General features: G+C 68.0%; 11 protein-coding genes and 2 pseudogenes. 6 read left to right on the top strand and 7 right to left on the bottom strand.

All coding sequences use genetic code 11. The features are described from left to right. Positions 1-178: 178 nt before the first annotated feature. Together AB0K21_RS18030 and AB0K21_RS18035 are read left to right on the top strand one after the other, a co-directional pair. Positions 179-331 (top strand): annotated as a pseudogene (locus AB0K21_RS18030) (TetR family transcriptional regulator); the annotation flags it as partial. A 289-nt stretch (positions 332-620) separates the two neighbouring features. After that, positions 621-1,814 (top strand): cytochrome P450, encoded by a 1,194-nt coding sequence (locus AB0K21_RS18035; protein WP_364151154.1) that lies wholly within the window; start codon positions 621-623, stop codon positions 1,812-1,814. Between the two features lie 74 nt (positions 1,815-1,888). On the opposite strand, the gene AB0K21_RS18040 is transcribed toward AB0K21_RS18035, so the two are convergent. Both AB0K21_RS18040 and AB0K21_RS18045 read right to left on the bottom strand, forming a co-directional pair. Beyond that, positions 1,889-2,227, bottom strand: coding sequence for a hypothetical protein (locus tag AB0K21_RS18040; protein ID WP_364151157.1), 339 nt, complete (start codon positions 2,225-2,227; stop codon positions 1,889-1,891). Positions 2,228-2,680: 453 nt separating this feature from the next. After that, entirely contained in the window at positions 2,681-3,487 is an 807-nt protein-coding gene (locus tag AB0K21_RS18045; RefSeq protein WP_364151160.1) for an SAM-dependent methyltransferase, read from the bottom strand. A 227-nt stretch (positions 3,488-3,714) separates the two neighbouring features. Here AB0K21_RS18045 and AB0K21_RS18050 point away from each other — a divergent pair, with 227 nt between their 5' ends. Together AB0K21_RS18050 and lepB are read left to right on the top strand one after the other, a co-directional pair. Continuing rightward, positions 3,715-4,458 (top strand): hypothetical protein, encoded by a 744-nt coding sequence (locus tag AB0K21_RS18050; protein WP_364151163.1) that lies wholly within the window; start codon positions 3,715-3,717, stop codon positions 4,456-4,458. A 202-nt stretch (positions 4,459-4,660) separates the two neighbouring features. Continuing rightward, positions 4,661-5,166 (top strand): annotated as a pseudogene (lepB, locus tag AB0K21_RS18055) (signal peptidase I). 140 nt (positions 5,167-5,306) lie between these two features. Here the strand turns inward: lepB and AB0K21_RS18060 are convergent. Together AB0K21_RS18060 and AB0K21_RS18065 are read right to left on the bottom strand one after the other, a co-directional pair. Beyond that, positions 5,307-5,516, bottom strand: coding sequence for a DUF397 domain-containing protein (locus tag AB0K21_RS18060; RefSeq protein ID WP_364151166.1), 210 nt, complete (start codon positions 5,514-5,516; stop codon positions 5,307-5,309). Between the two features lie 8 nt (positions 5,517-5,524). Next, positions 5,525-6,370 (bottom strand): helix-turn-helix transcriptional regulator, encoded by an 846-nt coding sequence (locus AB0K21_RS18065; RefSeq protein WP_364151169.1) that lies wholly within the window; start codon positions 6,368-6,370, stop codon positions 5,525-5,527. Positions 6,371-6,739: 369 nt separating this feature from the next. Between AB0K21_RS18065 and AB0K21_RS18070 the strand changes: the two genes are divergently transcribed. After that, positions 6,740-7,120, top strand: coding sequence for a hypothetical protein (locus tag AB0K21_RS18070; RefSeq protein WP_364151172.1), 381 nt, complete (start codon positions 6,740-6,742; stop codon positions 7,118-7,120). Beyond that, complete coding sequence (locus tag AB0K21_RS18075) at positions 7,117-8,103, top strand: ATP-binding protein (protein WP_364151175.1); 987 nt, start codon at positions 7,117-7,119, stop codon at positions 8,101-8,103. Before AB0K21_RS18070 ends, AB0K21_RS18075 begins: the two co-directional genes overlap by 4 nt. 143 nt (positions 8,104-8,246) lie before the next feature. Here AB0K21_RS18075 and AB0K21_RS18080 read toward each other — a convergent pair whose 3' ends face one another. From AB0K21_RS18080 to AB0K21_RS18090, 3 genes are read right to left on the bottom strand one after another with little or no spacing between them, the layout of a single operon-like run. Continuing rightward, positions 8,247-9,137 carry an ABC transporter substrate-binding protein gene (locus AB0K21_RS18080; protein ID WP_343977365.1) on the bottom strand — a complete coding sequence of 297 codons (891 nt, stop codon included), beginning with the start codon at positions 9,135-9,137 and terminating at the stop codon, positions 8,247-8,249. Continuing rightward, complete coding sequence (locus AB0K21_RS18085) at positions 9,137-10,267, bottom strand: LLM class flavin-dependent oxidoreductase (RefSeq protein ID WP_343977362.1); 1,131 nt, start codon at positions 10,265-10,267, stop codon at positions 9,137-9,139. Before AB0K21_RS18085 ends, AB0K21_RS18080 begins: the two co-directional genes overlap by 1 nt. Further along, entirely contained in the window at positions 10,257-11,135 is an 879-nt protein-coding gene (locus AB0K21_RS18090; RefSeq protein WP_364151180.1) for an LLM class flavin-dependent oxidoreductase, read from the bottom strand. The genes AB0K21_RS18085 and AB0K21_RS18090 overlap by 11 nt, the downstream gene beginning before the upstream one ends. Positions 11,136-11,215 lie beyond the last annotated feature (80 nt).

Consider the following 11,215-nt stretch of genomic DNA (forward strand, 5'->3'; position numbering starts at 1 on the left):
CCGGGTTCGTCGGGAGCGATGACGCCGGGCAGGCCACGCGGCCAGGGTCACGTGTCGATGCCGTTCGCGGACGTCGCCACGCCGACCCGGGATTGTCCTCGCCCCGACGGAGGTTTACTCTCCGGCTTGTTGACCAGATCTCATAATCGGTCATGAAGTCAGAGTGAGAGTTCCAAGGATGACGGAACGACCAGGGCAGGCCGCCGGTCGCGTCGACCGGATCCTCGACGCCGCGGGCGAACCGCTCGTGCGCCTCGGCTACCGCAAGGTGACGATCGAGGACATCGCCCGGCTCGCCGGCATCGGCGAGGGCACGGTCCACCCGCACCGGCGCACGAAGCGGCAGCCGTCCGAGGCCGTGCCGCCGCGTGAGGCCATCTCCTACGTCGAGGAGCCTCTCGACCGAGAGCTCGGATCCGCCGGCCGTCCGACCGGACGTGCGCGCCAGGGCCGAGTCGCCCGTGTGCGCCGTCCGGAACGCCTTCGAACCGCCCGAGCCGCGCGGCGGTCGTCGCCGTCTTCGAGGACCTGGTCCCGCCCTACCGCACCTGGATCTACGCGTACGAGAAAACGCGCGAGCCCGGCTGATGCCGGACCCGTCCCGACCAGAAAGGCACGCCATGACCACCATCGCCGACACATGGGGCCTGCACGAGGGGCACTTCTGGCTACGCGGAAGGCGGCCGGACCAGCCGGTGAGCTTCGACGCCGGCACCGGGATGTGGAACGTCTACGGCTACCCCGAGGCACTGCGGATTCTCGGCGATCCGAAGACTTTCTCCTCCGATACCAGCCGTATGGTGCCCGAGATCGCCAGGCCGGCCGAGCGCAGCCTGACGCAGTTGGATCCGCCCATGCACAGCAAGCTTCGCAAGCTCGTCAGCCACGCCTTCACCCCGAAGGTCGTCGCCGACCTCGAACCGCGCATCGCCGCGCTGACCAACGAACTGCTCGACACGGCGGCGGACACGGGCCGGCTGGAGCTGGTGGCCGACCTCGCCTACCCGCTGCCGGTCATCGTCATCGCGGAACTGCTCGGGGTGCCCGGCTCCGACCGCTACCTGTTCAAGCAGTGGGTGGACAAAATGTTCGAGGGGTCCCAGCGGTTCTCGCTGGTCAACCGGAGCGAGGAGCAGGAGCGCAACCTGGAGTTCGTCATGGAGCAGGCCAAGCACCTGAGCGACTACCTCGGCGAGCACGCCGCGGAGCGTCGGCTTCGGCCGCGCGCCGACCTGCTCACCCAGCTCGTCGAGGCGGAGGTGGACGGTGAGCGGCTCAGCCAGGCCGAGGTGGTGAACTTCGCCAACATCCTGCTGATAGCCGGGCACATCACCACCACCATGCTGCTCGGCAACACCGTGCTCTGCCTGGACGCCCAGCCCGAGCAACTGGCCCGTGCCCGCGCGGACCGATCGACGCTACCCGCCGTGATCGAGGAGTCCCTGCGCTTCTTCAGCCCGTTCGCGGCCCTGAGCAGGGTCACCAACGTCGACGTCGAGTTCGGCGGGCAGCAGGTGCCCGCCGACCAGTTGCTCATGGTGTGGATCGCGGCGGCCAACCGCGACCCCCGGCAGTTCGCCGACCCCGACGTCTTCGACCCGAGCCGTGACCCCAACCCCCATCTCGGCCTCGGCCGGGGAATCCACTTCTGCCTCGGCGCGCCGCTGGCCCGCCTGGAGGGCAGGGTCGCGCTCGACATCCTGCTCGACCGCTTCCCCCACCTGCGCACCGACCCGGACGAGCCACCGCTCTTCCTGCCGAGCCCCAACATGACCGGCGTACGGAAGCTGCCGCTGCTCACCTCCGCCGGTTGAGCGGGCTGTTCCGCCAGGAGAAAAGGGCATGGAGGCTTTTGGCTCCATGCCCTTTTCCTTGGTGCTAGCTGTCCCTAGCAGTACCGGGCGCGGGCGTGGTCGTATCCCAGATCGAATCCGCGCTCATACTCCCCGAAACCGCCAGAGCCTTGACCGCCGCTTCTGCCCTGGGCCTCGCCGCTCTTGCAGGAGCTCTTGCCGGCCTTGTACCCGTCCTTGTAACCCTTCTTGCAGTCCTTGTCTTTCTGGCATGGCTTGTTCGGGGATGGGGTCGCGGTGTACGAGGGGCTGGCCACTGCCGCCTCCGGGTCGGTCGGGGTCGCACCCGCCATGCCCGCCGCGCCGCCGATCAGCGCGACACTCGTCGCGCCGATTGCGATCGCCTGAAGGATTCGGTTGGACATGGTGCTCATCTCCTTTGCCGATCAAGCGGTGCCGTCGTGCCGACCGAGGCCGGCACGGGACCGCGACATTCTCAGCGGGAGAGTGATACCCGACATTCACTGACAAAAGCACACAAAACGGACTCTTTATTTCAAACCCGTGATTACGGTAAAAGAATTATTCGGCAGAGATCTGGGATTCATTGTTGAACGGATGAACTCCCGGGGGCGCAGGCCTTTCAGGCCCCACGCGGCGAGCGGCAGGCACGGTTCGAGAGGGAGTGGCGGGGCGACCCGCCACTCCCTCTCGGCCCGATGGTGCTCCGGCGGCCGAGGACATCGCCGCGCTCGCCACCTCTCCCGAGGACGCCGAGACGCACAGGCGAATCCGCGACCATGCCGTCCGAACACAGGAATGATCTTTCGTGGCCGACGAGGTAACCGGGCGGGAGGCTCGTGCTCTCGCCCGACGCATCGCGAGGGTCAGGAGGGCTTTCGGCCCACTCCGACGTAGCCGATCGAGGTGTTCCGCGCGTTGAACAGGGGCGGATCGACAGGGCGCCAGTCCTTGGGGAACACCAGGCCGGGTTCGAGCAACTCGTAGCCGTCGAAGAAGCGGGCGATCTCCGCGTGCGTACGCAGGCTCAGCGCCTCGGTGGACCGGTTGTAGATCTCCAGAGCCTCCGGCGTGGTGTCGGGCTTGGCGTCGATCGCATGGCTGAGAACGAGGTGGCTGCCCGGCGCGCTCGCCTCGTGCAGCCGCTGGATGATCTGGTAGGCGCCCGCGCCGTCGGGGTTCTCGTCCGGGATGAAGTGCAGGATGGCCAGCAGCAGGAACGCCACGGGCCGGCTGAAGTCGACGTGCTCGCGCAGCTCGGCCAGCAGCGTCTCCGGGGCACGCGCGTCGGCCTGCACGATGGTGACGTTGTCGCCTTTCGCCAGGAGTGCCCGGCTGTGCACGCACACGACGGGGTCGTAGTCCACGTAGACCACGCGGGTGTCGGGTGCGACCGCGTGCGCGATCTCGTGTGTGTTGCCCCGGGTGGGCAGCCCGGAGCCCAGGTCCACGATCTGACGGATGCCCGACTCGACCAGGTGGCGTACGGCACGTGAGAGGAACGCCCGATTCTCCTTCGCGGAGTCGCGGGTCTCGGGGAAGAGCTTCAGAATCTGCTCGGCTGCGGCCCGGTCGGCGGCGTAGTTGTCCTTGCCGTCCAGGTAGTAGTCATACATCCGGGCGACGTTGGGCACGTTCGGGTCAATCCCGACCGGCGTAGCCTGATCTTCCACACTTTCTCCCGATTCTTCGGTATTCGTCTGGAATTGATCTTAGAGAGTCTGCCGCGCCTTAGCAGCAGGATGAGGTCATCGATGTGGGGCTTTGGTAACGGAGGCCGCCGGGGCCGGTGAACAGCCCGAACGGTCTGCCCTCCCGGTCGGGTCTAATCCTCTGGTGATGTGCCGGTCACTCTTGCGAGTGACGTCACGGCCCTGCCTCTGTTGTCATGATCTGCCCCGTGGCAACAGAGGCGGCTTTACGGGCAGGTTGGTGGCGGGTCGTCGGGAGGGGGGTGCTGTTCCTCGTGGCGACAGCCGCCTCCTGGTGGCTCATCGGCATCATCTTCGCCCTCGGCTCAGGATGGTCGTTTCTGGGCGTTGTGCTCGGCCTAGCCCTGGTCGGCTGTGCCCTGGTGGCGCTGATTGGAATCTCCGAGGACGTCCCCTGGGCGGTCTGGGGGACATTTCCGTTTCTCGCCGTACTGCTGTTGATCGGCATGTTCCTACCGGGCGACTACTACCTGAACACCTTCGGTGAACCGGTGACCACGACCGTGGCGGAGCGGACGTGGGTCGAGGGCCGGAAGTCACACAGGAGCCATTACCGGTACGTCCTGAGGGGGCCGGATGGTCGACTCTTTGAAGAGGTGATCAAGAAGAACCGGTACGAGCCGCAACTGGAGATCGGGGCGCCGGTCGAGATGCTGGTGGATCCCTTGGGCGTGTTCGAGGCCAGAGAGCCGGGGGGGCTGAAATCACTCGCCGTTCTCTGGATCTCGGTGGCCGGGGTCGTGCTGATGACGATCGTGCTCAGTGTGATGGGTGAGCTGAGGCGCCGGACCATGCCTCCCAAGGGTTCAGGCGCTTCGAAGGCCGATGACTCCGAAAGACCCCCGGCAAAGCGCGGTTCCGGGAACCCCGCGGGGCCCGACACTCCCAAACGAGCGAACGGCTCCAGAAGATCCAGCGAGCGAAGAGGTTAGCGCTCTCACTGCGGCAGCACGGTCCTCGTTTCACGGCGCCACGCCCACTGGCTGGGGAAACTCATACGCCACCTCCGTGGAGGCAACCCGCCGGTCAACGGCTGGTGGCGCGTAACGGCGATGAGTTCGCCAGAGGCGCCGAAGCTCGAAACCCGGCTCTGTCGTCGACGTGGCCGAGCTGGTCTGCGGCGTCGTGGTGGCGGTGCTGCTGCAGGTCTTCGTCTTCCGGCTGTTCTGGATCCCGTCGGAGTCCATGGAGAACACCCTGCGCGAGGGCGACGGCGTGGTCGTCGACAAGCTGCACGGTGCGACCGGGCGCGGCGACCTGGTGGTCTTCAAGGGCTGGAACGGCGAGGACACCATCAAGCGGGTCATCGCGATCGGCGGCGACACCGTCAAGTGCTGCGACACCAAGAAGAGGATCACCGTGAACGGGTCCCGCTCGACGAGAAAGGCTACCTGCATCCCGATGACTTCCCCTCGGGGGAGGAGTTCGAGAAGGTCGTTCCCGAGGGCCGCCTGTGGGTCATGGGCGACCACCGCTCGGCCTCTCAGGACTCCCACGGCCACGAGGAGCAGGAAGGCGAGGGGACGATCGCGGAGGCCGACGTGATCGGCCGCGCCGTGGCGATCTTCTGGCCACTCTCCCGGGCGACCGTCTTCTCGACGCCGGACACGTTCACCCAGGCGCTCACCGAAGACAAATAATTGCACCTCGTCATCCTTTGACGGCGGTCTGCCTGATCACAGCTCGGCAAGCAACGAACTTGCGGGGACTTGCGCAACAGCCTCCTCGCCGAGCGTGTTGATCACATCCATGGCACTTGGCGGGTTCCATGCCTGGCCGACTACCTCTGGTCGAACTCGCCGTTCTTCACACCGCCGATGAACGCGCGCCACTCATTGAAGGTGCAGTTCAGCATGGGTCCGTTGGGGTTCTTGCTGTCTCGTACGGCTCGGCCACCGCCGGGCAGGTTGGCCACCTCGACGCAGTCATCGTTGTTGGTTCCGCTGAGGCTGCTCTTGCGCCAGATGAGATTCGAGGGGCTCTTGTCCACTTTTTCACCTATCCCTTGAGTTGCTCCACGAGCTTCGCCATGTGTTGGACCGACTCGTCTGGCGACAGAGCCAGCCCTATCACATAGTCCAAAATAATGGTATATCGCTGATATTCCAATGGCTGTTCAAGCCAGAGGCTTTCCGTAGCGGTCACGGTGTAGATGAGGCTCGGGTCGCTGGGGAAATCCAGAATGACAAACGAACCCTCCAGGGCTGGATGCGCACCGGCGGAGTCGGGAACGATCCGGATGGTGATGTTTGGCCTGGCGGCCATCTCGATGAGGTGGCTGATCTGCTCACGCATCACCTCGGCACCGCCGATCGACTTGCGCAGTGCGGCCTCGTCGATGAGCGCCAGCAAGGTTGGCGGGTTCTCCCGGAAAAGGATCTCCTGACGCGTGAGTCTCGCCTGGACGTGGCGCTCGACGAGCGTTTCGTCGAGAACCCGAGCGGCTCGCCACAGTGCTCTTATGTATCCCTCCGTCTGGAGCAGCCCTGGGATCAGCAAGATCTGCCAGGTGCGGATGGAACTGGCACCCGATTCGAAATCGGGCAGGCTGCCACGGAAGACGTCCTGGTACTTCTCCCACCAACCGCGCTGCCGTGACTCCCTGGCGAGAGTGATCATCGCCTCGCGCCGGTCCTCGTCGGTGATGCCGTACAGGTCGAGCAGTAGGCGAATGTCGTGGACGCTCGGGAGTCGCCACTCGTTGCGCTCCATCCGGGACACCTTTGACGCGTCCCACTCCAGCCGCCTGCCCGCCTCGGTCACCGAGAATCCGGCTTCCTTTCGGAGCTGTCGGAGCGTTTGGGAGAGTTTCCGACGTTTGACCGTGGGGCTGTTGCTTGTCATTTTGGGCCTTCTCCGTGAACTGCCGGTGACGGTTCTGTGGAACAAATCAGATAATTCGTCTTGATTTTATCTACGCATTGTGATCCTCGTGTCACTGTGCCGGCATGCTAATGGGTTCGGGGCTGGGCGGCGAGCCCAATATGACAATGAGGGCTATTGTCCTAAATTCCTGCGCAAATATGTCCAGATTGCACTTTATTGAGTAATTGGCACTACCTGCTGTTGGCCGTGACCCCTCCGTCTGCTCCAGGTAATCGCCAAAACGTGTTCCCCTTTTTCCCCTGGCAGACCCGAAAAACGAGTCGAGGCCGCCACGGTGCGGCAAACACCGTGACGGCCTCTTGAACCGGACGCTGGAGGTCCAATCCCGTGCTCGATTTTACAAGGGCGATCCGGGTCATCCGGATGCGCTTCAGTGGTGACCGGCCGCCTGCCCCGTTGGGGTGTCGGTGGTGTGGGCATTCGCCGTACGCGCACGATGATCGATGCCTGCCGCACCGGCAGGCGCACGGCTACGAGCGGCCGACTCCCGCGCAGTTCCGGGCGAGGCTGGCGGAGTGGTGGCGGCTGGGGTTCGCGGGGCGCCTGTCCGGCTCGGCCTCGGTGCGTCCGCCGGGGGAGATGCGGGCGGCACCCGGTCAGGCCAGGCCGGCGGAGTCCGGATCGCTCTCGTCGTACGGGCGAGGCAGGCCGCCGGACGGCGGGTGGAGGGCGTACCCGGGCATGCTGCGGCAGGGGAAAGCGGCGTGAGCGGGCGGCATCGGCGGGGAGGGCCCGTCGATCAGCGGGGCCCACGGCAGTGGGACCGCGAGCAGCGGGAGGTCGCGGCCCGGCTGGATCGGGCCGAGGCGGGCTGGCTGGTCATGTACGGGGTGGGCGGGCGCCGGTTCTACGCCATCGCCGCCGGGCAGGTTCCCGGGCCCCTGGTCGTCGAGGCGCGTACGGCCGAGGAGTTGTGCGCGCTGATGCGCGAGAGCGAGGTCACCGAACCGGCGACGGTGCCGTCACCCGAGCAGCCGCCCGGCGTGCATATGGTGCCGGAACCCCAACGACAGCCGGAACCCCAACGACAGCCAGAACCCCCAAGGCGGCCGGAATCTCACCGACAAACGGAATCCCACCGGCACTGGCAAGGAGATCCGATGATCGCAGGCACCCCCGACGGACTCCGGACCGTCTGCTGGGACATTCCCCGTGATCCGGCGACCGTCGGCGAGGCCCGCCGGATGACCCGCGACACCCTCACCGTCTGGGGCCTGCCGCCGGAGTTCGCCGACGACGCGGTGCTGGTGGTCGGCGAGTTGGTGGCGAACGCCACGCTGTACGGCGAGAAACCGATCCGGCTCTCGCTCTGGGGGATGGCCCAGGGAGTCTGCGTACGGGTCACCGATCACGGCTCCGAACGGCCCCGCAAGCTCAGCCTGGGCGAGGACGCCTCGCACGGCCGGGGGCTCGCGATCGTGGAGGCGCTGGCCGACCGGTGGGGCGTCGTTCCGGTGCCGGGTGGGATCGGCAAGACGGTCTGGGCCGCCTGGGGGATCTCCCACTCGGAGTCCGACGCGTCCCGCGCCGTCGACTGCGCGGAACTGGTTCCGTTCTCCGGAGTCCGTGAGGAGGCATCCATGGAAAAAGGGTCCCGTGCCCGAGAAGGAGCGTTCCTCCGGTCCTCCTCCGTCATCGAGGCGGCGTTCATGGCATCCGCCCGGTTCCGTGCAGGCGACCTGCTCGCCTGATGTCCGGTATGGACTGCGATCCCGCGGCCGGGAAACCGGGACCGTCAGGGCGGCCTTCCCGATGCTCAGAGCAGGTGAGGAAGGCCGCACGGGGCCGCATCAGCCGGCCGGTGATGCACCGGCTGCGGGATCACACCGGACGGTCAGCCTGTGACCAGCTTGCCGAGTTCGGGGAGTACCGCGTCGGTGACGGTGATCCTCTTCTCGATCAGCCCGTTGGCGTGGAAGAGGTCGGCGACGTGCTGCTGCTCGGCGACGAACTCCTCGCTGATCGGGTGCAGGCCCCACGGGCGGGTGCGCAGCGCGTGCTCCCAGGCGTCCAGGTCGCCACCGTCGTCCTTGGCGAACAGCTCCGCCGCCGCGCGGGGGTTCTGCCGGGTCCACTCGTCGGACTCCTGGAGCGCGGAGACGATCCTGGCCAGCTCCTCGGGCTGTTCGAGGGCGAAGTCGCGGCGGGTGAACCACAGGGAGCGGTGGCTGAACAGGCCGTCGGTGGCGACCAGTTCCCGGACGGACGCCCGCTGCTCGACCCCGGTGAGGTAGGGGTAGGAGCCCACCCACGCGTCGACCTCGCCGGACAGGAACAGCTCGGCGGCGTCGCCGTAGGCGTCGACCGGGACGATGTCGCTCCAGCCGAGGCCGACCCGCTCCAGGGCGAGCAGCAGCAGCGTGGTCTGCCAAGAGCCGTGCCCGAGGGCGATCCTCTTGCCCTTCAGGTCCGTCAGGCTCCGGATCGGCGAGTCGTCGAGGACGACCAGGCGGCCGTTCTCGATCCGGGGTTCGGAGATCGCGACGTAGACGACGTCGTGCCCCTTGGCCTGGGCGGTCACCGGGGGTGTGGCGCCGGTGCCGATGAAGTCGTAGCCGCCGTCGAACAGGTGGTCGCTGTGCACCGACGGCAGCGCCCGGGTGGGGTCGACCCGCTCACCGGTCGGCAGGGAGCGCAGATTCACCCACTCCACGTCGGGAAGCCCCCGGTGGCGTAGCACCCAGAGCGAGTTGTTCTGGGGGAAATATCCGACTCGGGTGGTCATCAGGACCGTCCTTTCAGCAGGGGGAGCACGTGCGTGCCCACCCGATGGGCTTCTTCCAGGTGTGGGACTCCGGCGAGGATGAGGGCGTCCACGCCGAGCCCGATCAGTTCGTCGAGCCGTTCGGCGACCTGGTGGTAGTCGCCGACCAGGCCGAAGGCGGGGCCGTCGCGCAACTCGCCGAACCCGCCCCAGATGTTGGGCGAGACCTCCAGGTCGCGGAGGTCCCCGCCGGCCGAGGCGAGGAAGGACCGGCTGCGCCGCACACCGACCGAGTCGCCGGAACCGGTGTCGGAGCCGGAGCCGGACTCCCCGCCGGAGTCGCGGGGCACCCTGGCCGCCCAGCCCCGGCGGAGCTCGTCCCACGCCTCCTCCTCGGTCTCGCGGGCGAGCACGTCCACCCGGACCGCGAACTTCGGCGGGGTGTCGCTGTGCGCGCGGACCAGGTCGAACTTCTCCGCCAGCGCGGGGTACGGCTCCAGCCAGGACAGGTAGTGGTCGGCGTGCCGCCCGGCGGCGGCGATCGCGGCGGGGGAGGAGCCGGAGAAGAAGATCTCCGGGAACGGCTGCCCGGCCAGTTCCTCGGGCAGGCTCGCGTTCTCCACCTGGTAGAAGCGGCCGTGGTGGGTGTGGGAGCCGTGCCACACGCCCTTGAGCACGTCGAGGAACTCCGAGGTGCGCGCGTAGCGGTCGTCGTGGTCGATCCGGTCGCCCCACCAGAGCTGCGCGGGTCCGCCGCCGCCGGAGATGACGTTGTAGACCACCCGCCCGCCGGTGGCCCGCTGCAGGGTGGCGGTCATCCGGGCCGCCTGGACCGGGTGCAGGAACCCCGGCTGGAAGGCGATCATGAACCGGTAGGAGCGGGTCTCCCGGGCCAGGGTGGCCGCCGCGGCCCACGGGTCGTCGGTGTGCGGGAAGGACGGCAGCAGCCCGCCGACGAAGCCGGAGTCCTCGGCCGCCCTGGCCACCTCGGCCATGTAGTCGGCATGGCTGTAGCCGTCGGGGGCGCCGTCCCTGACTCCCGGCGCGAGGGCGCCCGGCAGGTCGGCGAAGCCGCCGCGGCTGCCGCCCCTGCGGCGCAGCGAGGGCTGGTCGCCCTCCATGTGGATGCGCCAGTAGATGTCAACCGACACGGGTGCTCTCCTTCAACAGCGGCAGCAGGTGCTCGCCCAGCCGGTAGGTCTCCTCAGGGCGTGGCCCGGCCTCAAGGAAGAACTCCGAGACGCCCCGGTCGGCGTACTCCCCGATCGCGGCGGCCACGGCGGCGTAGCCGCCGGTCAGCCCGGTGAAGCCGGTACGGCGAGCCGCCGCCAGCGCCTCGTCGTCGTCCTCGCGGGCCAGCACCGGCAGTCGCAGACCGTACGCCACGCCGGGCAGTCGCGCGGTCAGGGCCTCCAGGTCGTCCTGCGGTGAGAAGACGTGCACGTCGGCGTGGCGGGCGGAGAGCTCAAGCGCCTCCGGCGAGGTGCCGCCGAGGTAGACGGTCGGGAAGACCCGTCCGGAGAGCGGGGCCGCGAAGCCGCCCCCGGCCACCTGGTAGAAGCGGCCCCGGTACTCGAAGTCCCCCTGCCAGACGCCCTTGGCGACGGTGAGGAACTCCTCGGCTCGTGCGTACCGGTCGGCTCCGGTGCGGAAGTCCCCCTGGGCCCTGGCCACCGCCGGGTCGAGGTCCACCGCGAGCCGCCAGCCGAGCCGGTCGGCGGAGAAGCGTTGCAGCGAGGCCGAGAGCTTGGCCAGGTAGACCGGGGTGGCGATGCCCGGGTGGAACTCCGCGATCACCCGCAGGTGGCGTGAGTCGCGCAGCACCCCGGCGGCCAGCACCAGCGACTCCTGCCCCTCGGGATCGAAGGGCAGCAGCGCGCCGGACAGCCCCGCCAGCTCGGCGGCCCGGCCCGTCGGTCCCGCCGGATCCGAGCGGGCGGGCCGTACGTCGGTGACGAAGCCGGGCAGCACCGGCCGGGCGGTGCTCCGGGTGGGCAGCGTGACGTTGAACCTGGCCATCACGCCACCGCGCCGGGCGGAACGTCGCGCGTTCGCGTCACTGTGCTGAGTGGCACGCCGTGCGCCCATGGCACCGCGCC

The organism is Streptosporangium sp. NPDC049248 (assembly GCF_040678965.1).
In the GTDB taxonomy this organism is placed as follows: Bacteria; Actinomycetota; Actinomycetes; order Streptosporangiales; family Streptosporangiaceae; genus Streptosporangium; species Streptosporangium fukuiense.